We start from the raw sequence: 26,723 nt of genomic DNA, 5'->3' as shown, positions 1-26,723 counted from the left end.
GACTCCAACATTGTCGAACGCGCGATCCGGCCCCAAACAATTACAAGAAAAAATAGTCTCTTCGCTGGTAGCGAGGGAGGCGGCGAAACCTGGGCGACGATCGCCACGCTGCTGCAGACGGCAAAAATGAACGGTGTCGATCCGCTCGCCTGGCTATCCCAGACCCTGACCCGCATCGCAAATCGCTGGCCAGCCTCAGACATTGAGTTGCTCATGCCGTGGAACTTCACTGCTGACGCTATCGGCTAATCGCTTACGTTGCTCCTGCATCAGCACCGGAAAACACTAACCAAAACCGGTCCAGTTTGGAGGGTTCAGACCACCACCCATAAAGCTGCGAGGGATCCAAGCAGCCTTCAGACTGGGCAACCGCCGAGACATTGGCCCCAGGCCGTAATACGGCGGCCTGGACGGTATCCACACGCGGAAGGCCGCGCATCGCCTCGTGGTCGATGGACTGCTGCAGCGATGCCTATTTACTGTAGGTGTTGCTGATGAGCACTGGACGGTACAGCCTCTAATATTCTACCGAATGCGGGCCAACAGGATCGTGTAGAAATGCTGTTTAACTCTCAGGAATTTATCTTTGCATTTCTGCCAGTGACCATTCTCGCGACCGCGGGGGCGTGGCACCTTGTTGGCAAGCGCGCAGCTATAACTACGCTCACGCTAGCATCTCTGTTCTTCTACGCATGGTGGGAGGTCAGCGGCATCTTTGTCATGCTGGCTTCGATCAGCTTCAATTACGCCGTTGCATTAGGTATCACAAAGTCACCGGACGGCCGAATTCGGCGGATGATACTCGCCGTCGGCGTCACCGGGAATCTATTTGCACTTGGCTGGTTCAAATACTCGGGTTTTGTACTGGATAATCTATCGGCTTTGTCTGGCCACCACCTCGGGACGGTACAAGCGGCCCTTCCACTCGCAATTTCGTTCTACACTTTTCAGCAAATTGCTTTCATTGTTGACACATACAGAGGGCAAATGAACGCGGTCCCATTGAGGGGCTATCTAATATCGGTAGTGTTTTTTCCACATCTGATTGCCGGACCACTGCTTCACTACAGGGACATCATTGGCCAGTTTGACCGCAAATTCTCAGTCGATTTAGACACGATCGGACGAGGCCTGCCGATCTTTGCGATAGGCCTCGCTAAAAAGGTCGCGATTGCTGATCCGATCGCGCAATTCGTGTCTCCACTTTTTGCAAAAGCGCCACTGGGACAACTCGAGTTTTTCGAAGCCTGGGCTGCGGCGCTCGGATACACCGCGCAGCTCTATTTCGATTTCTCCGGGTATAGCGACATGGCGATCGGAATTGCTTTGATGTTTGGGATAGTGCTCCCCCTGAACTTCAACTCTCCCTACAAGGCTACCAGCATTATCGATTTCTGGCGCCGCTGGCACATCACTCTGTCCAGCTTTCTCAGAGACTATCTTTACATCCCTTTGGGCGGAAGCAAAGGAGGACGGGTCCGGCGACACATAAATCTGATGATTGTTATGTTGCTGGGCGGGCTGTGGCACGGTGCGGGGTGGACATTTGTATTTTGGGGCGCGATTCATGGATTATGCTTGGTGGTGAACCACCTGTGGCGCGATTACGTCGCGCCTTGGCTTGGAGCCCTTAACCGGTTGCTTACGCCTCTATACGCTGTGATGACATTTGGCATCGTAGTCGTCGCCTGGGTTTTTTTCCGCGCTACGACATTCGGCGCTGCATTGAACATTTTGGGTGGAATGTTCAAACCAGCGACCGTATCGTTGCCCGGCGAGGCAAGTCTCTTGCTCGGCGTGGATCACCTCACGGGCTTCACCTGGGGAAAGGGGATGTCCTTTCCGGACTTCTCGGCATTCTGGACGATAGTAATCGTTTCCTTTGCGATCATCTGGGCCGCCCCAAACACAGACCAGATTTTGCAGATCAATAGGGAAGGAAATCATGAAAGAGCAAATAGGATATCCTGGATCATCCGAGCTACAGGCACCTCTGTGCTCCTATGGATCACTGGGTTTAGTATCTTCGGCGCAGCCCCTTCCGAGTTCCTCTACTTCCAATTCTAGATGCGCCAAGATCATTCTGTTGGCGGCAGGTGTTTTCATTTCGCTATCTGCGATCTGGTTTAGCTATGCCGCCGCGATGCCCAAACCCGTGGCTTCCGCGTGGATCGACACGCTCTACGAGAGAAAGCAAAAGGCTCTTGAGGGCATCCATGTGCCTCGGATCGTGTTGGTCGGAGGATCTGGCACGCACTTTTCGTTATCTGCAGACAGAATCCACGAATTGACGGGCCTTCAGGCAGTCAACTTCGGAACGCACGCCGGCCTTGGCATCGAGTACATTCTCCGCCGAGTAATGACCGTATTGAAACCCGGAGACACCGTAGTCTTCACTCCTGAGTACCAATTGCTTCGGGATTCGCCACCATCAACGGTTTTAACCGAATACGTTGCGACCTCAGATCCAAACTATCTCCTGAAAACCTCGGTGAAAAACGTTCCGCCGCTGTTGTTTGGATATTCGCCATGGGAATCTCTGAAACAGAATTATGGGGGAGCGTTTCCAAATGAGATGATTTTATACCATGGCGATGCCATTACGCCTCGTGGGGATGAAACCGTAAACGTTCCGGCGAACAGAACTCCGTACATGGCGGCAACTATCAACGGAGTTGAACCTATTTTGCCTTATCTGTACCGTCAGAGTGATATTTCTGCATCGATTTTTCAGTTCGCAGAATGGGCCAAGGACAACCATATAGGATTGATACACGCGTGGCCGCCAATGCTCGACAACCCGGTGTATCATACGGCTGAATACGGGCACTTCTTCGAGAATATTGATAATATTCTTGTCTCCATAGGCTTTTCATCGGCGGGTAACCCGCTGGATTACCTTCTTCCCGCCGATGCTTTCATGGACACGCGATACCACGCGACCATCGACGGCGCTCGCCGGGCCTCGACCGTGCTTGCGAGTACCCTGTGCCTGAAGCTATCCTGCAAGTGATAGCGGTGCCCCGGCCTACGTTTACGCGGCCTCCAATGCCTCGAATCTGACCGTCGAGGACGACAACGAACGGCCTCATGGTGCAATCCGCAACTCTGTGGGCTGAGCAACTTCTCTCGTGTTTTTGAAAACGTCAAAATGCACAAAGGGCTATTAAAGCGCGGGTTACAATGGGTCGAACGTGGGAAATGGTGGGCGAATAGGGGTTCGAAGATCCATTGGACGTCGCTTAGAACACGGGTCAGTCACTTGCGCGGTGCGCCTAGACATACTAATGGATGAAGATCATCAGCTCCCTTAGGCTACTAATCTGCAAAAATTGCTGACGTTTTTTTAAAAACCTAAACACGGGGGAAGATGTTGGAACAATCGACGGTCTCATCGCCTCAATCTGCCTCGGCAGCCGTACCCGGTAAACATCCAAAAGTGGCCGCGTACGTCATCAACTTGGACAGATCGGTTGACCGTTGGCAGCATATCCGCGATCAGGCTCTTCAGTTTGGTGTCAACGTAGAGCGTGTTGCTGCCGTCGATGGCTCTCAAGTCAATGCCCATCAATATTCTGACTACAATTATGAAGCCTTTATTCGGGCAAACGGGCGTCCGATGCTTCCTGAGGAGTACGGTTGTTATCTCGCGCACTTGAAGGCTCTGAGGGCGTTTTTAGCGGGCGATGCGGAATCCGCGGTGATCTTGGAAGACGACGTTGATCTCCAAAGTGACCTCGTCGTTCGCGCCGCGGCAATAAGTGTAGTGGCCCAGTTCGCCGACGTGATAAAGCTTCTGAACCATCGGGCAATCGGGTTTCGGCCCATCGCCCGATCCGGTTTCGGCGATATAGTCGGGAAGTGTTTCTTCGGTCCCCAAGGATCGGCTGCTTGCTATTTGGTTACTCGCGAAGGCGCGGAGAACCTTGTTGTTGCTTTGCGGGAGATAAAATTTCCGTTCGATGTGGCACTCGAAAGGGGCTGGGAAACCGGTATTAGGGTCTACAGCGTCAAGAACAATGTGCTAAAGCTTTCTGCAAGGTCGCGAGAAAGTCAGATCGCGGATCGCGCTAGGTATGCATCGATTAAGCTTCGCGGCTATCGCCGAATTCAAACCCATCTATTTCGCGCCTTAGAATTTATTCGGCGAGCAATATATTCACTCACATGAGCAGTGACGATTGTCTGCAAATATCATCTGACCTAACCTTTTCAGCTTGGCGCCGGAGAGAAACCCTCCCGATGTTGCTTGTGGTGATTTTGTTGTCTTTTATTACACTTGGATCCGGACTGCCGTGGGATCACGTGTGAGATGGTCTCCTCTTTTGTAGACAGGTCTAAATCAAGAGGTCCGGGCACTCGCTATGTTTGAAAAATACGTTCAGCAGATTCTTGCTCTGCCGCGACCGGCGAAGAGGGTCATAGCGCTGCTGTTCGACGCATGCCTTTGCGTTCTAACAGTATGGTTTGCCTTCTGCTTCCGGTTCAATGACTGGTATGTGCTGTCCGGGGTTCAGTATATGACTATCCCGGTTTCGCTCGTGATAGCATTGCCTTTGTTCATCACATTCGGACTGTACCGGGCAATCTTTCGGTTCATGGGATGGACTGCATTTGCGACTGTGATCAAGTGCGTATTGGTCTACGGCTTGGTCTATATGGTGATTTTTACTGCCATCAGCGTCCCGACCGTACCCCGTACGGTTGGCATCCTTCAGCCACTGCTTCTACTGCTCGCAATCGGTCTATCACGATTCGTCGCCCGCTACTTCCTATACGATGCTTACGGCAGGATCCTCGGACAAAACGCGCCGATCAGGACGTTGGTCTATGGCGCAGGTGCCCAAGGGCGACAGCTGGTGAGCGCGTTGAGTCATGGTGGCGAGTTCAAAGTCGTTGGCTTCCTGGATGACGATAAAAGCATGACAGGAATGTCACTCAACGGCGTCAGGATCTACAGTCCGGATATAATCGAAGTGATCTGCGGCGATCTGGAGGTCAGAACTGTGCTGCTGGCCCTCCCGCAAATTGATAGAGGTCGGCGCAACGAGATTCTGGAGCGGTTGCGCAGTGCAAGGGTCTCGGTTCGCACTGTTCCGGACATTGGCGCACTTGCGACGGGCCAAGCGCAAGTAACTGACCTGCAGGATCTGGACGTAGAAGATCTGCTGGGCCGCGTACCTGTGCTGCCAGATTCTGGTCTTCTGGGACAGAACGTGCGTGATCGGGTGGTTCTTGTTACTGGCGCTGCAGGCTCGATTGGCAGCCAGCTGTGCCGTGAGATTGCTAAACTTAAGCCCAGAGCACTTCTTCTCCTCGATCAGAATGAGTTTGGTATTTACACCCTTCATGGAGAACTTGTAGGTGCTGGCGCAGAAACGGCGTTCCCGATTGTTCCGCTACTTGGTGACATATGCGACGAGGATCGGGTGAGAACTATTTTTGAGACATGGAGGCCCGCTACTGTATTTCACGCAGCGGCATACAAGCACGTTCCGCTGGTTGAGCAAAATCCCGCTGAAGGCGTCAAGGTAAATGTCTTGGGGACGCTCATAGTGTCTCGGGCAGCGTTGGCTACCAACGTTGATCGAATGATATTGGTGAGCACCGACAAGGCCGTCAGGCCAACAAATGTCATGGGGGCAACCAAGCGCCTTGCAGAAATGATCTTGCAAGCTCTTGCAGACCAGAATGCGGCCACAACGTTCTCCATGGTGCGATTCGGGAATGTTTTGGGATCATCTGGATCTGTTGTCCCTCTCTTTCGCCAGCAGATCCGCCGCGGCGGCCCCATCACCCTCACCCACCTTGAGATAACGCGCTTTTTCATGACCGTGCCTGAGGCTGCGCAGCTTGTTATCCAGGCCGGCGCCATGGCTACCGGAGGCGACGTCTATCTTCTAGACATGGGCGACCCGGTGAAAATCATCGACCTTGCCCGCCGAATGGTGGAGTTGTCGGGCCTGACCGTGCAAGACGAGCAGAATCCGGCCGGTGATATCGCCATCATTACGACCGGCCTCAGGCCTGGAGAGAAGCTCTACGAGGAGCTTTTGCTCAATGACAATCCTGAATTTACCGATCACCCAAAAATCAGACGTGCAAGGGAACAATTTATAAGTTGGCCCGAACTGTTGGCGAAACTGGACGACCTTGCTTTGGTCGCTAAGACCGGTGACGCAAAGCAACTGAAGCAAGCTTTGGGCGAGCTCGTGCACGGCTATCACCCAATAGAGGCGGTTGTGGATCTCGTCTCCCTGAGACAGGAGATGCCACAGTGATTCCAGCCCAGTCCATAGCAATTTGATAGCGAGGTCTGGTATGTTTCTTGTGACCGGGGCGCGTGGTTTCGTTGGGAGAGGACTTCAGGCAACCCTGCGGCAACGTGGAGTTCCCTACCAGGCGGCTGGCCGGAAAATAGGCAACGGTAGCGTTGCCGTCGGCGATATCGACAGCAATACCGATTGGACGGCCGCGCTGGAAGGCATTGACGTTGTCGTGCATCTGGCTGCGGTCAATCAAAACGTTGTGCTGGGACCATCAGCAACCCGCGATGATTACTGGGAGGTCAACGTCGAGGGGACAATGAATTTGGCGAAGCAGGCGGTTGCTGCTGGGGTCAAACGGTTCGTCTATATGAGTTCGGTCAAAGTAAATGGCGAATGGACGGATCTCGGCAGGCCTTTCACCTCTACCGATACGCCGAACCCGCAGACAGCCTACGCCGCTTCGAAACTGGAAGGAGAACGGCGTTTGCGTGTGTTGTCGGACGAAGGGTCACTTGAGACCGTTATCATCCGCCCACCTCTTGTTTATGGGCCTGGGGTACAGGGAAGCTTTGCGGCGTTGGCGCACCGCGTAGCGGAGGGTATCCCACTACCTCTTGGATCAATTCAGAATCGTAGGTCGATGATCTATCTGGAAAATCTGACGGATCTTATCGTGAGAGCGGCATCCCATCCAAGTGCTGCGGGTAGAACATTGATGGCAGGCGATCTTGAAAGTCCCTCTACACCGGAGCTGCTTAAGATGCTCGCTGTTGCGGCCGGGGCCTCGATTCGTTTGCTGCCATGTCCGCCAATTCTTCTAGAAATCTGTGCAAGGACAATCCGCAAGCAAGACTTAGTCTACCGACTTACCCGATCTCTCGAGATCGACACGTCAGAAACGCGGAGGTTGCTCGATTGGGTACCGCCCTTTCAAATGCCCGACGCGCTGGCCGCCACGCTGAGCTCGATGCAGCTTACAAAGGAACAATAGATGCTTAGTGGGCTCAATCAGGCTGTGAAACGCCTATTTGATTTTTTTGCTGCTTTGATCGGATTGATACTGCTGTCTCCTGTCCTCATGGTCCTGGCTGTTCTCATTCGGCGTTCTTCCCATGGCGGAGCACTCTTTCTTCAGAAAAGGGTTGGTCGCTTTGAAGTCCCATTCACGTGCATGAAATTCCGAACGATGGCGGCCGGAACACCTGATGTTGGCTCCCACGATGCTGTTGAGGCCTGGATCACGCCTTTAGGCAAGAAACTGCGCGCGTACAAACTGGATGAGCTTCCCCAGCTTGTGAATGTCCTCGTCGGAGATATGAGCTTGGTGGGCCCGCGCCCTTGCCTTCCTTCGCAGCCTCAGGTGATCGCTGCGCGCAGGGATAAGGGGGTTTTCGCAGTCAGGCCGGGCATAACGGGTCTGGCGCAGCTCTCGGGGATTGATATGTCCACGCCAGACGCCCTTGCAGAGGCCGATGCGGAATACATCAGAACTGCTAGTTTGTGGCGCGACTTAAAGCTCATTCTCAGTTCGGTGGCCGGAAAGGGGACGGGTGACGCGGCCGGGCGGTGAGTTGCTCGCGGTTACCTGACGGCTGCTTTCGCTGGCGTGGAAAGTATCTCGTTAGCAGTCGCACTAGCCTTCGACAGCCGCAGGCTGCACCAACAGGCAAAGGCGGAACTGATCAGCGCCAAGCTCTCGCCGATCGCCAGCCTATTGTTGGAATTGCTTAGAAGCGTTAGGGCGAAGAAAAACAGGCAGACAAGATAGGCGTGCATTGCCGCACGTGGAATGACACCCTCGCGACTGGCTTGCCAGACCGACCTTGCAAGGCCCACGAGGATAATAGTCATGATCAAGGCGCCGATCAGTCCGAAGCGAACCAAAATTTCCAGGTAGCCGTTGTGCATCAGCGTATAGGGAACGCTTGAATAGCGCGCCTGGGACCACCGCTCCATCCACTGATTGCACCATCCGAGCGCCGGCGCCGCCGAGAAAACCTCCCAGGCATTCGACCAAAGCTGCAAGCGCTCATCCATGGACGTCGGCGTGGCAGAGCTAGAGATCGTTTGCGTCATCGTCTGTGAAACATCATGACTGTCGACGACATGTCCGATCATCGAAAGCGCGGCCTGTGCCGTAGGGCCGGCTGTACGGTCGATGTTGTGCCGCACAGTATAAAGGCCAGCAATCAGCAGAGTTGCTGCGCACCCAATCATAAGTATGGCCGTCCGCACTTTGAAGTACCTCGATGCGGCGAACCCGAGCAAAGGTAGAGTAATCCCCAGCGCCAGCCAGACGCCCTTTGATTTTGCACCGTAAATAGCAACCAGGCATAATACCATTAGGATCGGGGACACAATGTAGGCGACGCGCGCGAAGGCGGGATTGCCCGACGGTGACGTCAGATAGTGAAGGAGCCAGAAAGTCGTTGCAACGAAGATGAGGCCGCAGGCGACTGCACCATGGATCTGGTTGTGCATGATCAATGGTCGAACAGCTTCGCCGCTGACGATCTGCGGGATATCGATCGAGACGGTCACGGCAAGCATTGCAAGTGCAATCAGGAAAAAGCCAGCAACAATCTTCTCCATTTCCGTTTCGTAAAGTGCAAAGGCGACCCCGAGAATCGGAAACAAAACGGGAAAAGCATAGAGCCACTCTGACGCGCCCGAATCATGATGTGGCGTTGTCAAGTAGATCAACGTATACCGCGCGCTCACGTAGAGACCCCAACCCAGGCACAGCCAGGCAAGCCAGTTTGCGCGCGGACGCTCTGGCTCCGTGATGTAGTAATACAATGCAATCAAAACGAGGATCAGCGAGGCGTAGCGATAGGTATCACTCTCGATGAGCATTGGTGATATGGCTGCCAACCAAAGCACGCAGCCAATCCCTTTGAGAGAAGGGCGCATCGTGTTGGCTGAAGCTTTGAACGAGTTATTCAAGAGTCGGTTTCCAGTGCGTATTTGTTCGATCCTGGCGATGCGGCATCGGATTAGCAATCGCATATCTTGAAAACAGTGCCGCCCACAAGCGATTTCCCCCGGCGTTGATGTCTATCGGCATCGATGAGGACCGCACGACAACTGGCTGTCGAGCGCGAAAGGCTGCACTGGGTCGCGATATCGAATTGACCGGTTCCTATCTATCGCAGCCGCAAAAAAACGATTCGTGTGCTGGCCGCCGCCGCAAGAGTTGTGAACAACTGCGATCCTCAACCCAGCACAGCGGCGGCGACCTCCTTATCGCGCATTCGTCCGTCGGCAATCGGGCGACCGATTTCCGCAGCGGCGGGTCCGCCGTCGTGATCGTGGCGGCGCGGTGACTATTCTGGCCGAGGTAACGCTCAGATCACGTCCTGGCAGCATCACCATGGCTGCTTACACCGATGGTTGCCGCCTGCTAGTGTAGCGCGCCATCAACAATGACCATCGCCTTGCCTTGCGAGCAGTGCTCGATCCGAGCATCTATTTTGTAAATATCTCGCAGCATCTCTTGCGTCACCACGGAGGACGTAGCGCCGCTGGCCGCCATTTCGCCATCGGCGATGACTATCGTATTCTCGCAATAGCGAAGGGCGTGATTTAGATCGTGAAGAGCGATCAAGACAATAATGCCATCGCGCTGTGCTACGCTCGTAATGAAACTCAGCACCTCGATCTGACGGTGCAGATCAAGCGCCGACGTCGGCTCGTCCATCAAGAGCACTTCGGGCCTGCGAATAAGCGCCTGCGCGAGTGCTACCAGTTGTCGTTGCCCGCCGGATAGTTCTCCAAGCCCTCGAAACGCAAGATCATCGATGCGCAACGTCCTGAGGATTGAGTCGATCTCGACGAGTTCCTGGTCGGCCACCCGCCAGCCGCTCCCTTGTTTTGCGGAAAGGAGCACCGACTCGTAAACAGTTAGAACAGCATTGGTGCCACTATCCTGCGGCATATAGCAGATCGTGCGCGCGCCACTCTGGGTGTCCGAGAGCTGTACCAGGCCCGGCCCTTTTACGAGGGAGGCGATTCGTTTGAACAGGGTCGATTTCCCGGCAGCATTCGGGCCGATGATCGCAGTGACACTACCGCCCGTGAGATCATCTATGCTCACATCAGACAGAACCTTCCTCTGTCCGTAGGTGGCGCCCAGGTGTTTGAGCGTGAGCGCTACCATGCGCGTCTCCTGTTGCTGAAGATGAGCACAAAGAAGAAAGGCACGCCCACCAACGCCGTGATAACGCCGATTGGAAGGATCGCGCCTGGAATGAGCACCTTGCTGACGACGGACGTCACCGACAGCAGGAGCGCGCCCGAGATAACGGCGCCAGGAAGAAAGAACCTCTGGTCCTCGCCGACAACCATCCGAGCGATATGAGGACCGACAAGGCCGACGAAGCCAATTGTCCCTACGAATGAAACCGGGATGGCGGCAAGCAGGCTGACAAGCATCATCGTTTGCAGACGCAGTCGTCTCACATTGACCCCCATGCTGGCGGCCTTTTCGTCGCCAAGGCGCAGGGCGGTTAGTGCCCACGCATTTTTCATGAAGAGCGGGACGGTGACGACAAGCACGCCAGCCGTGAACCAGACCTTGGGCCAGGTTGCTTTCGTGAGACTTCCCATCGTCCAAAAGACCACGGCGGCAAGTGCCTGTTCTGAGGCAAGATACTCAAGGAGGGAGAGAGCTGCATTAAACGTGAACACCAGCGCGATACCGAGCAATACGATCGTCTCGACGCTGACGCCGCGCATGGTCGACGCGAAATGAATGAACAGGGCTGTCGCCATCGCCATGAGGAATGCATTCAAGGGTACCATGTATTGGACGGCACCCGGAAAAAGCGCCACGCCGCCGACAAGTGCGAGCGCTGCGCCGAAACTTGCGGCAGCCGAGATGCCGAGTGTAAAAGGGCTTGCGAGCGGGTTGGCGAGGATGGTCTGCATTTGTGCGCCGGCGACTGAGAGCGAGGCACCGACGGTGATCGCCATCAGGGCGATCGGCATGCGGATATCCCAGATAATCACACGCAGCTGGTTGGCTGCTGCTGATGGGTCCAAGAGAGCCGAAACTACGTCTGAAAGCGAATAGTTCGCCGGTCCAAGCGCCATATCAAACGCAATGCTCAAGCAGAGCGAAAAGGTGAGGAGGATCAGGATCATCAACCGGCGAAACGCCAGGGCGCGATATTGCTCGCGCCCTGTCACATCTGCCTCGACAGCGTTTGCCGCCATCCTCATTCGGCCTTCAGTGAGACGAAGTAACCTGGCTTGTAATCCAGTGGCAGGAAGCGGGCGTGCAACTCCTTGAAGGTCGCTTCCGGATCGAGGTCAGCGAACAGATCGGGATGCAACCACTTTGCCATCTCCTGGACGGCGACGAACTGGTATGGGTTGTTGTAGAACTGGTGCCAGATGGCGTGGACGTTTCTGTCGGAGACCGCCTTGACGCCCGTAAATGCCGGGCGCTTGGTCAATGCGTCCAGCTTGCGACGTGCTTGCGTGAGATCGGCGCCATATCCCACACCGACCCAGGCACCGCCCGGAACAAATTTGTCCCAGTTCCCGCCGGTAATGATGATCTGATCCGGGTTGGAGGCGATTATTTGCTCCGGGTTCACCGTCCCGAAGGTACCGGGGATAATACCCTTTGCCATGTTGATGCCGCCGGCGATCTCGACCATCTTGCCGAAGTTTTCGTTGCCGAAGGACATGCAGCAATCATCCGAATAGCCGCCGGCGCGCTCGACAAAGACAACCGGCTTTGTTGGGTTATTCTTTTCCAGAATGTCGGTAACGCGCTTGATGCTGTCGGCGCGGAACTTGATGAAGTCGTCAGCAACCGTCTCTTTGCCCATGAGTTGGCCCATGATGCGCATGCTCGGCTCGGTGTTTTCCATCGGCTTTTCGCGGAAATCGACGTAGACCAGCGGAATGCCGACCTTGGCGAGCTTCTCGATGTAGCCTGCTTCCTCGGTGGCTGTCTTTGCGTCGACGTTCATCAGAATGACGTCCGGTTTCAGTGCAACAGCCTGCTCGATATCGAAGGTGCCGTCCTTCATGCCGCCGAAGGTCGGCAACTGGGCGATTTCCGGGTACTTCTTGAGGTAGGCGTCGTAGGATTCCGGATCGGCCTTCGGCAGATCATCGCGCCAGCCGACGACATGCTCGAACGGTGCGTCCTTATCCAGAACGGCGAGGAAGTAGATCTGCCTTCCCTCGCCAAGAATCATGTGCTTTACCGGCGCATCGACCTCAACGCTCCGTCCAGTGACGTCCGTGATGGTGACCTTGTCAGCAAGTGCCGGCCAGGCCACGGAGACAAGAAGGACGGCCGCGAGGGTGCAGACTCTGCCTGTGAGGCGCATGATTATCACTCCAGTGGAAAACCCATTCCGTCTATGATTTTATGATTTAAATAGTCAAGTTATATCTATTAGAACGATTCCAACGAAACAGCGCACGGGATTTGCATTCATGAAGCTGGACGCCGATAGCCGAAGCAACTTCGGTCTTCGTGAGGAGATCAGGGCCTATTGGTCGGCGCGGGCGGAAACGTTCGATCTGTCGCCGGGCCATGAGATTTTTTCCGACGAGGAGCGGGACGCATGGCATCGTCTTGTCCTGAAGCATCTGGGACACGGGGAGGGCAGGCAGGCACTCGACCTTGCCAGTGGAACCGGGGTGGTGTCTCATCTGATGGATGATCTGGGTTTTCAGGTCACCGGATTAGACTGGGCCGAACCAATGTTGGAACGGGCGCGTTCTAAGGCGAATTCCCGGCATCGCAAGATCAGTTTTCGAATGGCCGACGTCGAGAACACCATGGAGCCAGATGACATGTATGACGTCATCATAACGCGCCACCTCGTCTGGACCCTTGTTGATCCCGCGGCTGCGTTTGTCGAGTGGTTGCGTGTCCTGAAGCCAGGGGGGAAGATCCTGATCGTTGATGGCGACTTCGTTACTGTCGGCAGAACCGAGCGTGTCTTGAAGGAGTTGGCGCGAGTTTTGGAGAAGCTGGGTGTAGTCAAGGCTGATGTCGCGCACGCGTCAGCCGACTTGGCGAAGACCCATAAAAGCATTCTGTCGCGCATTCATTTCTCCGACGGCGCACGTGCGGATCTTGTTGCAGACATGCTCGAAAAGGCAGGCTTTGAGAGTATTTCGGTCGATACGGACTTGCGGGAAATCCATAGCACGCAGGCTAGGCACTGGAACTATCTCAAGGGGCTTTCGCGGGGAATTCAACACCGTTTTGCACTTAGCGCCAGCAAGCCGGCCGGCTAGTGGCTGCCTATGCGCTCCTTGCACGACCTGTGGTCTTATCGGTGTCCACATCGGTGATGCGCTGCCAGCCCTGATCCAGCGTATTGTAGGCCGCTTGGATCATGTCAATGTCGTAAGAATATCCGACGCCGGCGAGTTCGCTCATAAGGTCCCCCAGCTTGGAAGAGACAGCGGGCACCGGCCCGGACATGCCTGCGGCGATAACGGCGTTGGCCTCCTGTGAGGAGCCACCCATGGCTTGAAAAAGCTCGATCGCTTGCCGCAGAAATCGGACCCTTCGATCCACACGATCCAACACTTTCGTTTCCCCTATGGTCGTGATCATCAGCTCCACGGCCCTATTTTGATATTCGCTCATGCACTGTGTCCCGCAAAATCCCGAGTCGCTTCGGTCGGCACGGTGCAGCGATAAGGTGAACGAAGTTTGAAGATTCATCCAACGCGATGAGTAGCGCCAAGCAACAGACGGAAGCTTAGTTTGGATCGATATTCACTTCCTCGGTGATCCGAGTTCTACGCTCCGCCTCGACTGCTTGGCGCAGCAACGCGAATCGAAGTTCCAGAGCTGTGGTCTCGACCGAGGATGGGAGTTTGCTCAGTTCATCAGCGAAAAGGTCAAATTCCTTAACGAGCAACGGGATGTTAAAAGGATCATCTTTCATTCTTGCCGCCTTGCGATTCATGCAAGCGATTCTTGCGCTTATCCGTTTACACTCTGTCCCACGTCACGCGACGAACGGCCCGATGTGTCGTTAATATCCAATGTCGGATATCTGGGCTATGCCCCAAATTGAGACAAGTGTGTGCAAAATGGTGCAGAACGGATCGCCGCCGACGGTTTTGCCCTTCCCGTTTTCTGTTCTGGGAGGTGTCAGCAATCGAAAAACAAACTGAACGAATTCCAAGCTTGATGCCGGAGGAGCAACGTAGACCAAAATCGCGCTGGACCGCAGCAGCCAAAGAGTAGCGACGCGAAAACGACCCTCAATGATCGACTCTCGTTAAAAGGTCGCCTGGCTCAACGCCAAGTACGCTCGCCAAGCGATCCAGAACTTCAATGCTCGGGCTGTATATGCATCGTTCAAGCGAGCTGATGTACGTCCGGTCTATACCAGCACGATGCGCAAGTTCTTCCTGCGACATGCGCTTGGCCTGCCGCAGTTTTTTAAGGTTTTTTGCGAACGTTTCCCGGATCTCCATAAAGACGAGAAAATCGGGTTGTAGAGTATTCATCCACGGAGTATTCTCTACAATTGTCGACCGAAGTTGCCTTGATGCGACAACGGATGTGCAAAACTACGAACGATCAAACCAAGACGCTTGATTGGATCCCCATGGAACTACGCCAGCTTTCATATTTCGTGGCGGTGGCCGAGGAATTGCACTTCGGCAGGGCGGCTGCCAAGATCCGCATTGCCCAGCCGGCGCTGAGCACACAGGTGCAGGCACTGGAGAAGGAGCTTGGCCTGCAGCTCCTCGTGCGAACAACGAGACGCGTCGAGCTGACACAGGCGGGTGAAACCTTCTACGATCGCTGCATCAGGATCCTCAGCGAGATCGATCTGACCACCGAGATCACCAGGGCGGTTGCCGGCAAGACGATGAAGCAGATCAGGATCGGTACCGTCTATCCGGCCACCACAGGGGTGCTGCCGGCGTTTCTGGCAAAGATCGCCCGCAAGTATCCTGACGTGCGCATCCATATTTCCAGCGGCAACACCAGCGATATCATCCGCAGCCTGGAAAGCGGCCAGATCAATCTCGGCTTCATCCGACCGGTCGAGAACATCGGCTCGCTGCGGTTCTTCTCGATTGCCCATGAGCGCTATCTGCTGGCGGTGGCAAAGGCGAGCCCGCTGGCAGCGCAAGAGGAGATCGGCATCGATGATCTGCGCGATGAGAAGATCATCGCCTTCAACAGGCAGAACCTGTCTTACACCGAGCGATACTTCAACGAGAAGTTCGAGGCCTATGATCTGACCCGCAATATCGCCTATACCTGCGACGACACCTACTCACTGGTGTCGCTTGTCTCGGCAGGGCTTGGCATCGGCTTTGCCCCGGAGTGGGTTCGCGATCTGCCCAACCGTGCCTTCGAGCTCAAGAAGGTGAGGGGGATCGATTTCCGGATCGGGCTGGGGGTTGCCTGGAACAGAGACGATCCGACTGCCTCACGCGATGACATCGTCGATATCGCCCGATCGCTGGCGAGGCCGGGCAGGTGAGGAATACGGAGCTATTGCTCATCTGGACTCCACTACACGCTGCTTGAACGAGTTGCTGCATTGCGTCATGCAAGTCCCCCGAAGTTGGAGGTCCAACTTTCGAGGGTCAATTCAGAAGTGGGGCTGATCGTTGCTTGGGAGGCTAGAACTTCCCGCCTAGACCGAGCTTTACGACATTTTGGTCATGGTCAACATCGACGCCCAGGATGTCCTTGCTGCCGTAGTCGTTGTAGCGATATTCGCCGAGAACGAGGACGTTGTTTGTGAAGGCGTAGTCGATGCCTGCGCCAAGGGTGTAGCCGTTGAACATCTTGTCTCATCGTCAAATCCCGGCTCCTCGAGAAAAGCACGGCTGGCAGTCCAGCCGGCAGCGCCGTAGATGAGGGCGTTGTCCAACGCGTATCCACCCGGGCGCGAACGGCGCCAGACTAATCAGTTCCGACGTTCAGGCCGCCGAAATCCTTGTCGTTCCAGTTGTATTCAAGATTTCCTTCAACGCAGAGGACGATGCTGTCGAATTGCCAGTTGTAGCCAACAAATCCACCAAACAGGCCGCCGTTGAAGTCCTCAGACACGCTGTCGCTTCCAACTGAAAAATCCCCGTTCAGCCAACCCGCACCGCCGTCAATACCGACGTAAGGTCCGGACCACGTAAATGCTGGTGCGGCCGCCGCTGGAGCGGGCCGCTCAACCAGATCCGCAGCAAAGGCAGGCCCACCTGCAAGCGAAAGAATCGCGACCGAAACGAACAAACTTGGACGAGATAAAAGCTGTAGCCGCAGTCAGCGCCACACTCCCCGCCCCACGTGCAGCCTGGGGTCTAAGTTCCATATCTGTTCGGCTTATGCGGGTGGCGCGTCCATCCTCAGGTCGCACGAAGTGCAGCTCCAAGGTACGCCCCCCATGGGGGCGACGTAGTGCGTGTTCGCGTTGAACATCTAGAACACTACGATTGCTGCGGGGAACCTTGAAGCAGCCATCGTGGCGTGGTGCTCTTTATCCGGAATGCGCTCGCAGCGCACCGCGCTCGGTGACAAATGGCAATTCGATGAGATCGTCATTGCGATCCCACAAGGAACACTGGCACCAGCGCCGTCGATCACGAAGGCTTCATGCTTGATGGTCTCGGTCAGGGCCGCCGTAAATGCCATCCTTTAATGCGAGAGCTCCTGAGGACAAATCGAATACTTCGATCCTACAGCGCCGCGAAACGGGAGATCATGCACCCAACATCAAACATCCAACGACCTGCCCAATTTGGTAGAATACTTCCGCAAGCCTATTCGACCGGTTGAGAGAGACTATGAAACGCTGAAGAGGCCGCTTCCACGCTTTATTGCGGGGTGGCCGCTTTGTTCAGAGCACATCAACGCCGGGGGACTAGTAGCAAAGCAGTGCAGAACGGTTCGCTGCCGGTTGTTCTAACCCTTTTCATTTTCTATTCTGGGGCATGGCCAGAAACGAAACAGCAAACAGAACGATCTCGCAACTCGACATGTTTGCCGGGGCGGCGTCCTCCCCCGAACCATCGATCGAGGTGAGGTCGCAGAAAAAGCGGATGGTCGCCGCGCCAATGTCCACCGAAGAGATGGCGCGAAGCCTGGAGGACAGCGGAGACTACCGTATTCTCCGCAGACTACGTCCGCGTCATGTCGTCCCGACCAGACGGCCGGGGTTTTCGCAAGTGGGCGTTATCATCGACACGGAAACAACGGGCCTAAACCACACGACCGATGAGATCATCGAGATCGGTGCGATTGCATTTTCCTTCGATGACCATGGTCACATTGGCGATGTGCTGGGTGTCTTCGGTGGGCTGCAACAGCCGAGCGTGCCAATACCGGCGGAGGTCACCAGGCTTACGGGCATCACCGACCACATGGTTGAACACCAGGCAATCGATATGGCGGCCCTGCGCAGTCTGATCGAGCCAGCCGATCTGATCATTGCCCATAACGCGGGTTTCGACCGGCCATTCTGCGAGCGGTTCTCAAACGTGTTCGCTGACAAGGCCTGGGCGTGCTCGGTCCGCGAGATCGATTGGAGCACGCGCGGGTTTGAAGGAACCAAGCTCGGCTACCTCGTCGGTCAGTCCGGGTTATTTCATGAGGGCCATCGCGCCGTCGATGACTGCTTCGCGTTGCTCGAAATCCTGGAACGGGCCGCAGGACCGGACGACGCTCCCTTTACAGAGCTGTTTCGTACCAGTGAGAAGTCGCGCGTGCGCATCTTTGCGGAACACAGCCCGTTCGACATGAAGGACCATCTGAAGGCGAGGGGATACCGTTGGTCCGATGGCAGCGACGGCCGACCGAAGTCCTGGTGGATCGAGATCGACGAGGATGCGCTTCCAGACGAGCTCGCCTACCTGCGCGCAGAAATCTACCGCTGGGATGACGCAGACCCACCAACCCAATACCTGACGGCGCTCAATCGTTACAAGGCTTGATCCCTAAAAGGCTGATCGCAGACAGACAGGCCGCTACACCGCGTTTGCGCCAGGGGAGCTCGGTTGGTCGGGTCAGTCTAACAGGCCGACTTAGTGCGTCGCCGCCTGCCGCTTGGAAAGCTTCAGGATGTAATCGTCAGCAATGTCGGCGATTGCCATGGCGATTTCCGCCGGGGAAAACTCAGCCTGTTTCTTGCTGAAAATCAACTGATGAACTGCGTCCTCAATCTCCTGGCGGCAAGCTGACAGTCTATCAGCATGGCTGATGTGTATGGCAGGCAACTCCATGACATTCTATCTCCAACTTGATGGCAAATGCGTGCTTGTGTTGTGCCCGGAGCTTCAGACATATTGAACGGCATGGTCAATGATGATGTCTTCGGCACCCCAGCTGTTGAACTGAAGTATAGGGACAAAGCGACGGAGCTCACGTGAAATAGCCGTGACACTACCTGAGCTGGCAATAGTGCAAAATGAGCACGTATTAAGGGAATCCATTCGCCGCCTGGCATGAACCGGGCACGGGCTGCTCCGACCGATGAGGTAAAGCAGGTTGCCTGCTGTAGAGGAAGCCAACAAAGTCTCGGGCCGCGGTTACATAAATCTCTGGCACACCGGCGACCCACAAAGAATTATGAAGAAATTAGTTTACTTTTGGTTGCATTTTCGTCGGAAGCTATCATTATGAATTCCGAATTTCCTCATACTGCAGGCGAGGGAGGCCATGAAGGCGAAATCTACGAACGCCGTTGATGCCTATGTCGGCGAGCGCGTCAGGCTCCGACGCAAGATGCTTGGCATGAGCCAAGCCAGCTTGGCGGTGGCATTGGGTATTACGTTTCAGCAGATACAAAAATACGAGAAAGGCGTCAACCGGATCGGCGCCAGCCGACTGCTGCGCATAGCCGAGATTTTCGGGGTCGCTGTTGGTTTCTTCTTTGAGAACGATCCTACCCAGCCACGTGACAGCGCCGCAGCGCCGGAGACCGACGCGGTGGCCCTGTTCATGGCATCGAAGGAAGGTCTGGCGCTCGGCAAGGCGTTCATCGCGATCGAGGACGCCAATGTGCGGCAGAAATTGCTCGCGCTGACGAGAAGCCTCGGTTCGGCACCCCAGACCGGGAACAGTCGCGATGTCTGGGATCAGGTAGAAACAGTACAGGGGTAGCGCGTGTACCGTTTGCAAACATTTGGCGACCTGCAACTGACCGATGCTGATGGCAACGCCGTCCGCTACCCGGCAAAGGGCCTCCTGATGATGGCGTACCTTTTCACGCGCAAACCTCACGTACTCTCTCGCCACGAGTTGGCAGGCTTCCTCTGGGCGGATGCCGATGCTGAACTCGCAGGTCTGAACCTGCGCAAATTGATTTCACGTATTCGTCGCATCGACGGTGACACCAGCTCGCCGCCATTTGAAATCATGTCAAACGCGATCCGTCTCGTGACGTCAGTCGTGTCGGTTGATCTGGAGGTGCTGGACGCCGAGGATCTTCCACTGAAGAAACTGCTTGCAATCACCGATCTGCTACAGCGCGGCTTCCTGCAACCCGTACAACCCGCGACGAAGCCCGTTGACGACTGGATAAGGTCGGAGTGCAGGAACCAAAGACTGAAGCTGCGCGACGCGCTCTTCGAGGCTTTGCCGGTCGCCAAGAAGACCGAACATTTTCGGCTGCTCTCGGGTGCCGGCCTCTATCTGTTGGAGAAAGATCCCGAAGATGAAGCGGTCAGGGCAATGCTGCGGCAACTGCCTGGAACAGCCAGCCTGGGTGAGAAAGACAAAGTCGGCAGATCAGCGGTCTACCCGGTATTGAGGAGCCTGACAGACACCGAACAGCGCGCCGAACCTGCGGCTGCGCCCCGTCCAGCGCTTCCGCGCCTGGTGTTGCTGCCCCCGACGTCGCAGGGCGATGCTCCGGGGCTGCCCCTTGCAAGCGCCCTGATCGAGGATGTCACAATCGAGCTTTGCGCCCTTCGAAACGTCTCGATTGTTGCGCCGCACACCGCCGAGCAGATCCGGCGCGATTCCGACAAGTCGGTGGTCGTGGCACGGCACTCCATATCCTATCTTCTGGATACAAGGCTGTCGGGTGAGGGCCTCTACGCCCAGCTTGTCTATTTTCCCACCGATGAGATTTTGTGGGCAAACCGCTTTAGCATGACAACCGACACCCTACCCCTGCAGAGGCGCCTCATGGCGCAGCAGTTGACCTCCTCCGTCGTGCGTGAATTGGCCAAGAACGAGGAGGCGCGGCTGAGCATCGAGGCAAACCCTCAAGCCTACCACTCGTATCTGATTGGAGCGAGCTTGATGGGCAAGCTGACCCTGCCTCATATTCGAAGGGCGCGCACCGCGTTCAAGGAGGCACTTCGCCACCATCCCGATTTATCGCCCGCATTCACCGGGCTTGCGAGAACATATACAAACGAGTGGCTCGTGACAGCCCAAGGTAGCTCGGAATTGCTGCAACTGGCCGAAACGAATGCACTGAAGGCAATAGAGAGGGACTCAACCCTGCCGGGGGGCTACCGCGAACTGGGCGTGACAAAGCTCTATCTCGGGGACGTCGACGAGAGCCTTGCGGCGCTCAGTCTCGCCGAAGAGCTAAGTCCCCATTTTGCCGATGTTATTTATAGCCACGCTGATACGCTGGTCCATGCTTCCCGCCCGAAGGATGCGCTGGCAAAAATACAAAGAGCGATGTCGCTCAATCCGATATCCCCTGACGCCTACTTCTGGTGTGCGGCGGGAGCGAGCTACTTTCTCGAGCAATATGAAGACGCCATCGGTTATGTGGAAGCCATGAAGGATAGAGCTCCGGCACACCGCATCGCCGCTGCCAGCTGCGCCATGATGGGGGATCGGAAGCGGGCACAGTTCTATCGGCAGCGCTCCGAGAGCCTGAACCCCGTCTTCGATCTGGAGAAATGGCTCTCTGTCGTTCCTTTTAAGGAACAGTGGCAGAAGGAGCTTTACCGCGAGGGCCTACTGAAAGCCGGATTTTGACTTAACCTGAGGAGACTAGTTTATGGCAACAGCTGTCGTTTTTGGAGTTGCGGGAGAAGCAGATCTTTGGGTCGCGGATCTCGATGCGGGCACGGTAAAACGCCTTGATGCGGCGACTGGGGATCTGGCGAAAGCCGCCGACCTGCGCAAGGCTGGCGGAACCTTTGTCAAGAAAGTCGACTTTGCTGTCGCCGTTTCGTCGGCAAAGGCCGTCTTCTCTGGCCACGTAGAAAGCTGAGACACTGCACTGATTGCCGTTTGCGCTGGTTCATACTCCGATCGGATCATGTCCGCGTCAGAAACGCTGTCGCGTGTTCAACCGCTGCTTGCTGATTTCGGTATCACCCGCCTTGCCCGTCACACCGATCTCGATCGAATTGGCATACCTGTCTGGTGTGCCTACGCACCCAACGCGCGCTCGATTGTTGTCGCTCAGGGCAAGGGCCTGCACGACGTCGATGCTAAAGTGTCAGCTGCCATGGAAGCGCTGGAGCGTGCTGTGGCCAGCAGGCCGTTCGTCGAACCTGTTCGGACAAGCGCGCTTTGCCTGCGTGATCGGGGATATAGGGTCGAGCCACTGAACAGTCTGATCGGCCTCCATCGAAGGGATATCGATCAGGAGGAAGAGATCGATTGGGCGGTTGCGAATGAACTCCTCACCCGGACCGACATCCATGTGCCGCTCGAAGCCGCCATTCTCGATCGGACGCGCGGTGGTCGCTTCTGGAGGACGTCCGACGGGCTCGCTTCGGGCAATAGTCTTGAAGAGGCGACCTTGCATGGCATCCTTGAGCGCGTCGAGCGCGACGCACATGTCCTTTGGCAGATTGGGAGCGACGAACGCAGATATTCGCGGTGCGTTGACCCTCGCGCCTTCCGGGATCCGGCTTTGGATGGGTTGGTTGAAAGGATCGAACGGGCAGGCTGCATGCTTCGGCTTTTCGACGTCACGAGCGACATCGCCATTCCATGCTTTGCAGCGATTCTTGGTCCGCCGAATGTCTGCTCCGGAGGCGATGTTCGCTTCGTTGAGGTAACGGGGGGCAGTGGCGCTCATTCCATCGCCGGTACGCGCGGCTATACGGGCGATCACCGAGGCGGCGCAGTCGCGGCTGACCTATATCAGCGGTGCGCGTGACGACATCTCGCCCGAAACGTTCCTGATGCCGCTGCCGGAGCAAACGCGGCGCGCCTTTGAAGTCAGCCCAACCATCCCGGCGATGGTCACGTCGGAGGAACAGCGGACCTTGCCCCAACTTCTGGAGCATACACTGAATGCGCTGCGGTTGGCGCGTGTGGACACCGTGGCTGCTCTGCCCCTTGGCGATCCCAGCCTTCCCTTTAGCGTCGTCAAGGTATTCATTCCCGCTCTCGAAAATCCCGACGGTGAACGTGCGCGCCGCTACGGCAACCGGGCGATCTCACGGGCTGTTATGTCATGAGTGCCCAATTCCTCGTCTCATTCCACCGGCGTCGGTTCGGCTCATAGATGCCCCACTATTATGATCTTTCCAAAGAGGGATATGGGGTTGGATCGAGCCCAGATGTGGCACCCCCACATGGTCCGAAAGTATGCGACAACGGTCATCGATGCTTCAATGCCGGTCCAAGAGACATTCCCATCGCTCCAAAAATACCCCTGCTGGATGTGCGTTGTGTTAATGCATCTATAGATTGTTTCACGCCTTATTCACGAGCCGCGATGGCCTCTATCCAATATGTTCTCCTCGTTGTTTGGAGAACATCTATGAGCGCGACCTCTGAAGGCAATCAGGCGGGCAACGGAAACGAAAGATCCACGGAGGATCTGACTGAGCTTGTAGCGTTGGCGCGCCTGATCACCTATGCAAAATGTGCTGCACAGGATATTGAGCTTGTAAGTGCAATGCATTGGCTTGATTTGGCGATACAGGCGGTCAATCGCGAGATACTCGATGTGCCAAACGCCGAGATAACGATCCCAGCACTCTCCGCGGTTGCCACAAGCCGGAACACACACTAGCTGTTTGGTCCCGGCATTTGATGGGTCGGATCGAGTGTGAATCTTTCGGGCTCTTTTGTCCAACATTTGCAGATGAATTCATAGGGCGTTAGACCTTTGAGGGTCTTGAGGCGGCGGCCGAAATTGTAGGCACCGACGAAATCAGCGAGATGCTGGCGTAGTTGATCGTGGCTCTCATAATAATAGCGTTTGACGGTCGCATCCTTGATCGTGCGGTTCATTCGCTCGACCTGTCCATTGGTCCAAGGATGTCTGGGCTTGGTCGTTCGGTGTTCGATATCATTCTTGGCGCAGGTGTATTCAAAGGCATGCGCCCAGAATTTTTCGCCGCTTGCAATGGCTTCCTTGATGAGCGGAACGGCCGAACCACCGGCTCCTGGGGTGGTGAACTGGAGGCCATTATCGGTAAGAACGGTATGGATCTTGTACGGGACAGCTGCAATCAGGCGTAATAGAAACTCTCTGGAAACGGCTGTCGGAGCCTTCTCGTGCAGTTCGACGAAGGCAAACTTCGATGTGCGGTCGATTGCGACAAACATGTGCAGCTTGCCCTGTTCGGTGCGCACTTCGGCAATATCGATATGGAAGTAGCCTAGCAGATAGGCTTTGAACTTCTTGCGGACGGGTTTGTCGCCGTCGACATCGGCAAGCTTGGAAATGCCATGACGTTGCAAACAGCGATGCAGAGACGATCGCGTCAGATGCGGAATGGTCGGCTGCAGCGCGTAAATCTCCAAGCTGATGAGAAGATTGCACCATCAAAATCCGGGATCAAACACCTAGCTGGTAAATTCTTATCTGTGGGCCATAGCGCGGCCTCCGATCGGATCGCCTAGCGAACCTGACCGAGAACCTTGGTGTAGACGCAAACCCTGCGGGACGGATCGTATCCGTTGGCCCGGTAGTAGTCAGCGACGCCGCCAGCCCGCTGTGACACCAGCCATATGTGCACATAGCCCAATCGGAGGGCTTCGTCCTCGATCAGACGAAGGAGGCCTGTGCCAATCCCCTTTCGCTGATATCGTGGCAAGATGGCGATTTCCGCGACGTGCACACCACGGCCGATTGCTGAAGTATGCGGCAAGCCGAAGGCGAACCCGACAAGTTCATCCTCGTCGAACGCTGCAAATCCCAGAAAGCCCGGTGTCGTCGTGAGTTCGTCAAGGCGTGACGTCGCTGTCTCGATGCTCCAGTCCTCGAGCCATGGAGGCTCAGCGTAAGCCTCGACAATGATAGATCCCCTGCACAACGCTTCGGAACGGCTTACTCTCTTCAAAAACACTGGCATGCGAACCTGCTGTAACTGCGACTGCGACATAAAAAAACATGTGCGACACGCGACATAACCTTGGCGTGACGATCGTGAGTTAACCACACAGTTGCGCAAAGATGCCGTGACTTCATCGTGACACGCGTTTTGCGGGAGATCGAATGAGGCTGGCAATTGCATTTTTTGCAGGAACGGAGCAGCGTCTACGAACAGGTAAGGGCGATGGTTTCTGGGTCGGCTGCCAACAGGTCGATGTCAGCTGCTCGGTTCCTGCTTGGTGAAAAGGACAACTGCGCGATGACCCGCCTAGACTGGCGGATACCGCCTGGGCCGGTGTCCCAGCGTCCGCATTTGACCACTTGAAGCGCCCGGCGAAATCGCCCCTCTTGACCTGCCACCAGAAAGGAATGCCGCGTTGAGCCGTATTTTCATAACGGGTTCCACCGATGGTCTCGGCCTCGCTGCGGCGCGCACATTGATGGCTGAAGGCCACGATGTGGTGCTCCACGCCCGCACGAGCGATCGCGCATCCGCAATCGCAGTCCTGTCGTCTCGCCCGGCGGGTATCGTCATCGGCGATCTCAGCAGCGCCGATGAGACGCGATCCATCGCCGGCCAAGTGAACGATATAGGACGCATGGACGCCATCATCCACAATGCGGGCATCTACCTTGAGCAGAGCCGGGGCAATACTCCGGAGGGTCACGCCAAGACAATCGCGGTGAACACACTTGCCCCCTACATCCTCACTGCTCTCATCAAACGCCCCCATCGCCTGGTCTACCTCACGAGCGGCATGCATATCGGCGCTGGCGTCCCCTTGCGCGATATCGACTGGACGAAACGGCCCTGGAATGCCAGCCAGGCATATTCTGAGAGCAAGCTTCACGTGGCGACACTTGCGGCCACGGTTGCTCGTTATTGGCCGGAGGTGTCGAGCAACGCGGTAAATCCCGGGTGGGTGCCTACTAAAATGGGCGGAGCGGGAGCGCCGGATGATCTTGAGATGGGGCACCTGACCCAGACCTGGCTTGCAGTCAGCGATGACGGGGCAGCCGAGAAGGTTAGCGGTGGCTACTGGTATCACCGCCAGCAAATGAAGGCTGCCAGCGAGGTGACGGACCAACGTTTCCAGGATGAGCTCATGGACCGCCTCGCCGACTTAACAGGCATCAGGCTGTTCTGAACCCTTGGCGCACAACCCCAGCCGGTGCTTCGACCGGCGAACCGTCGATCTAGATCTGGCCGAACTAACTCCATAGAAGTCGCAGTAAATCACCTCTTTACAACTAACATGTTAGTCTGTTACGCCTGACACGTTATTGAGGAGGATTGGTGTTGACACAAAAATTCGGGCTTTCCGTCGCTCTTGCCACACCGTTCGAAAGCAACGGCGATATCGCGATCGGTGCGATGATCCAGCAGGCCCGTAGAAGCCTCGCTGCCGGATGCTCGAGCGTGACGCTGTTCGGAACGACAGGTGAGGGATCCTCTATTGGAACGACGGAACGCGAACGTGTGCTCGCCGCCTTTCTTGATGCAGGGATAGCAGCAAAAGATGTCGTGGTCGGCGTGCTGGTTGACGCTGCCGAAGACGCGGCGATGCAGGCGGCTCACGCGCTTTCCAATGGTGCCCGCAATATCCTTCTTGCTCCACCCTCCTACTTCAAGAATGTCAGCGATGACGGCCTCTTCAAGTGGTTTTCGGCTGTGTTCGCCCTCATGGGAGAGGAAGCGCGAGACGTCATCGTCTACAATATTCCCTCCGTAACAATGGTTCCGCTGACGGTGTCGCTGATCGGTCGGCTGCGGACCGCGTTTCCGAAGATCGTCACAGGCGTCAAGGATTCCTCCGGCGACTGGCCGTTCACGGAAACGCTGCTCAAGGCGCATGGCGACCTCGTCATCCTGGTGGGCGACGAACGTCACCTCGCCAAAGGCGTGCGGCTCGGCGGCCAGGGGGCGATTTCAGGCATGGCAAATTTCGTGCCCGGCGAGGTCAAGCTGATGGCGGAAGAGGGCAGGGACGATTCGCGCATTGAGGACTTCGTTGCCGAACTGTTGAAGTATCCCGTGACCGCTGCGGTGAAAGCCATGGTGGCTCGCCTGACGGAAGATGAAAAGTGGCTTGCGGTTCGTCCGCCGCTCGTTTCAATATCCAGCGAAGGGCAGGCGCAACTTGCTCTGGCCTTCGACAGTCTTTTCCGCTCTAAGGCTGCATAGGTC

The 26,723-nt window shown here is 56.0% G+C and carries 25 protein-coding genes and 3 pseudogenes; 17 read left to right on the top strand and 11 right to left on the bottom strand.

Features of this window, described 5'->3' with window-relative positions; translation table 11 throughout:
• From AC1D2R_RS29000 to AC1D2R_RS28970, 7 genes are all read left to right on the top strand, one after another.
• Positions 1-249 (top strand): transposase domain-containing protein (locus AC1D2R_RS29000; RefSeq protein ID WP_477972868.1); only part of this gene is annotated, 249 nt, incomplete at its 5' end.
• 309 nt (positions 250-558) lie between these two features.
• Positions 559-2,067, top strand: coding sequence for an MBOAT family O-acyltransferase (locus AC1D2R_RS28995; protein ID WP_477972866.1), 1,509 nt, complete (start codon positions 559-561; stop codon positions 2,065-2,067).
• 19 nt (positions 2,068-2,086) lie between these two features.
• Positions 2,087-3,013 (top strand): hypothetical protein, encoded by a 927-nt coding sequence (locus AC1D2R_RS28990; protein WP_477972865.1) that lies wholly within the window; start codon positions 2,087-2,089, stop codon positions 3,011-3,013.
• 360 nt (positions 3,014-3,373) lie between these two features.
• Positions 3,374-4,171: a glycosyltransferase family 25 protein gene (locus tag AC1D2R_RS28985; RefSeq protein WP_477972864.1), complete on the top strand. Its 798-nt coding sequence runs from the start codon at positions 3,374-3,376 to the stop codon at positions 4,169-4,171.
• Positions 4,172-4,364: 193 nt separating this feature from the next.
• Positions 4,365-6,281, top strand: coding sequence for a polysaccharide biosynthesis protein (locus AC1D2R_RS28980; protein ID WP_477972862.1), 1,917 nt, complete (start codon positions 4,365-4,367; stop codon positions 6,279-6,281).
• 40 nt (positions 6,282-6,321) lie between these two features.
• A complete protein-coding gene (locus AC1D2R_RS28975) occupies positions 6,322-7,260 on the top strand; it encodes an NAD-dependent epimerase/dehydratase family protein (protein WP_477972860.1) in 939 nt (312 codons plus the stop codon).
• Positions 7,261-7,839: a sugar transferase gene (locus AC1D2R_RS28970; RefSeq protein ID WP_477972858.1), complete on the top strand. Its 579-nt coding sequence runs from the start codon at positions 7,261-7,263 to the stop codon at positions 7,837-7,839.
• 11 nt (positions 7,840-7,850) lie between these two features.
• On the opposite strand, the gene AC1D2R_RS28965 is transcribed toward AC1D2R_RS28970, so the two are convergent.
• The 4 genes from AC1D2R_RS28965 to AC1D2R_RS28950 form a co-directional block, all read right to left on the bottom strand.
• Positions 7,851-9,125: an O-antigen ligase family protein gene (locus AC1D2R_RS28965; protein ID WP_477972857.1), complete on the bottom strand. Its 1,275-nt coding sequence runs from the start codon at positions 9,123-9,125 to the stop codon at positions 7,851-7,853.
• Between the two features lie 547 nt (positions 9,126-9,672).
• Complete coding sequence (locus tag AC1D2R_RS28960; RefSeq protein ID WP_477972855.1) at positions 9,673-10,428, bottom strand: ABC transporter ATP-binding protein; 756 nt, start codon at positions 10,426-10,428, stop codon at positions 9,673-9,675.
• Positions 10,422-11,486, bottom strand: coding sequence for a FecCD family ABC transporter permease (locus AC1D2R_RS28955; protein ID WP_477972853.1), 1,065 nt, complete (start codon positions 11,484-11,486; stop codon positions 10,422-10,424). The genes AC1D2R_RS28960 and AC1D2R_RS28955 overlap by 7 nt, the downstream gene beginning before the upstream one ends.
• A gap of 2 nt (positions 11,487-11,488) precedes the next feature.
• The gene (locus tag AC1D2R_RS28950) at positions 11,489-12,619 is read right to left on the bottom strand and encodes an ABC transporter substrate-binding protein (RefSeq protein ID WP_477972851.1); all 1,131 of its coding nucleotides are present in this window, start codon (positions 12,617-12,619) and stop codon (positions 11,489-11,491) included.
• 109 nt (positions 12,620-12,728) lie between these two features.
• On the opposite strand from AC1D2R_RS28950, the gene AC1D2R_RS28945 reads away from it, so the two are divergent.
• Positions 12,729-13,541: a class I SAM-dependent methyltransferase gene (locus AC1D2R_RS28945; RefSeq protein WP_477972849.1), complete on the top strand. Its 813-nt coding sequence runs from the start codon at positions 12,729-12,731 to the stop codon at positions 13,539-13,541.
• A 7-nt stretch (positions 13,542-13,548) separates the two neighbouring features.
• On the opposite strand, the gene AC1D2R_RS28940 is transcribed toward AC1D2R_RS28945, so the two are convergent.
• The 3 genes from AC1D2R_RS28940 to AC1D2R_RS28930 form a co-directional block, all read right to left on the bottom strand.
• On the bottom strand, positions 13,549-13,899 hold the full coding sequence (locus AC1D2R_RS28940; RefSeq protein WP_477972848.1) for a hypothetical protein: 351 nt from the start codon (positions 13,897-13,899) through the stop codon (positions 13,549-13,551).
• 115 nt (positions 13,900-14,014) lie between these two features.
• Positions 14,015-14,224, bottom strand: coding sequence for a hypothetical protein (locus AC1D2R_RS28935; protein ID WP_477972846.1), 210 nt, complete (start codon positions 14,222-14,224; stop codon positions 14,015-14,017).
• Between the two features lie 301 nt (positions 14,225-14,525).
• Positions 14,526-14,741 carry a helix-turn-helix domain-containing protein gene (locus AC1D2R_RS28930; RefSeq protein ID WP_477972871.1) on the bottom strand — a complete coding sequence of 72 codons (216 nt, stop codon included), beginning with the start codon at positions 14,739-14,741 and terminating at the stop codon, positions 14,526-14,528.
• Positions 14,742-14,875: 134 nt separating this feature from the next.
• On the opposite strand from AC1D2R_RS28930, the gene AC1D2R_RS28925 reads away from it, so the two are divergent.
• Positions 14,876-15,766: a LysR family transcriptional regulator gene (locus AC1D2R_RS28925; RefSeq protein ID WP_477972844.1), complete on the top strand. Its 891-nt coding sequence runs from the start codon at positions 14,876-14,878 to the stop codon at positions 15,764-15,766.
• 142 nt (positions 15,767-15,908) lie between these two features.
• Here AC1D2R_RS28925 and AC1D2R_RS28920 read toward each other — a convergent pair.
• Positions 15,909-16,518: pseudogene (locus AC1D2R_RS28920) on the bottom strand (outer membrane protein).
• A 698-nt stretch (positions 16,519-17,216) separates the two neighbouring features.
• Between AC1D2R_RS28920 and AC1D2R_RS28915 the strand changes: the two are divergent.
• Positions 17,217-18,215, top strand: a complete 999-nt coding sequence (locus AC1D2R_RS28915) for a 3'-5' exonuclease (protein WP_477972842.1) — start codon at positions 17,217-17,219, stop codon at positions 18,213-18,215.
• 90 nt (positions 18,216-18,305) lie between these two features.
• On the opposite strand, the gene AC1D2R_RS28910 is transcribed toward AC1D2R_RS28915, so the two are convergent.
• Entirely contained in the window at positions 18,306-18,503 is a 198-nt protein-coding gene (locus tag AC1D2R_RS28910; protein WP_477972840.1) for a hypothetical protein, read from the bottom strand.
• 436 nt (positions 18,504-18,939) lie between these two features.
• Here AC1D2R_RS28910 and AC1D2R_RS28905 point away from each other — a divergent pair, with 436 nt between their 5' ends.
• From AC1D2R_RS28905 to AC1D2R_RS28885, 5 genes and pseudogenes are all read left to right on the top strand, one after another.
• Entirely contained in the window at positions 18,940-19,383 is a 444-nt protein-coding gene (locus AC1D2R_RS28905; protein ID WP_477972838.1) for a helix-turn-helix domain-containing protein, read from the top strand.
• A 3-nt stretch (positions 19,384-19,386) separates the two neighbouring features.
• Complete coding sequence (locus AC1D2R_RS28900) at positions 19,387-21,225, top strand: peptide antibiotic resistance protein (RefSeq protein WP_477972837.1); 1,839 nt, start codon at positions 19,387-19,389, stop codon at positions 21,223-21,225.
• 22 nt (positions 21,226-21,247) lie between these two features.
• Entirely contained in the window at positions 21,248-21,463 is a 216-nt protein-coding gene (locus tag AC1D2R_RS28895) for a hypothetical protein (RefSeq protein ID WP_477972836.1), read from the top strand.
• A 48-nt stretch (positions 21,464-21,511) separates the two neighbouring features.
• A pseudogene (locus AC1D2R_RS28890) lies at positions 21,512-22,667 on the top strand (YcaO-like family protein).
• A 305-nt stretch (positions 22,668-22,972) separates the two neighbouring features.
• The gene (locus AC1D2R_RS28885; RefSeq protein ID WP_477972834.1) at positions 22,973-23,227 is read left to right on the top strand and encodes a hypothetical protein; all 255 of its coding nucleotides are present in this window, start codon (positions 22,973-22,975) and stop codon (positions 23,225-23,227) included.
• Here the strand turns inward: AC1D2R_RS28885 and AC1D2R_RS28880 are convergent.
• Positions 23,224-23,958: pseudogene (locus AC1D2R_RS28880) on the bottom strand (integrase core domain-containing protein); the annotation flags it as partial. The gene AC1D2R_RS28885 and the pseudogene AC1D2R_RS28880 overlap by 4 nt on opposite strands.
• A 101-nt stretch (positions 23,959-24,059) precedes the next feature.
• Positions 24,060-24,515 carry a GNAT family N-acetyltransferase gene (locus tag AC1D2R_RS28875; RefSeq protein WP_477972832.1) on the bottom strand — a complete coding sequence of 152 codons (456 nt, stop codon included), beginning with the start codon at positions 24,513-24,515 and terminating at the stop codon, positions 24,060-24,062.
• Between the two features lie 397 nt (positions 24,516-24,912).
• On the opposite strand from AC1D2R_RS28875, the gene AC1D2R_RS28870 reads away from it, so the two are divergent.
• Both AC1D2R_RS28870 and AC1D2R_RS28865 read left to right on the top strand, forming a co-directional pair.
• Positions 24,913-25,683, top strand: a complete 771-nt coding sequence (locus tag AC1D2R_RS28870; protein WP_477972830.1) for an SDR family NAD(P)-dependent oxidoreductase — start codon at positions 24,913-24,915, stop codon at positions 25,681-25,683.
• A 152-nt stretch (positions 25,684-25,835) separates the two neighbouring features.
• Positions 25,836-26,720 (top strand): dihydrodipicolinate synthase family protein, encoded by an 885-nt coding sequence (locus AC1D2R_RS28865; RefSeq protein ID WP_477972829.1) that lies wholly within the window; start codon positions 25,836-25,838, stop codon positions 26,718-26,720.
• Positions 26,721-26,723 lie beyond the last annotated feature (3 nt).

The organism is Rhizobium sp. P1_C7 (assembly GCF_056406295.1).
This window is presented reverse-complemented; position numbering and strand designations above follow the sequence as displayed.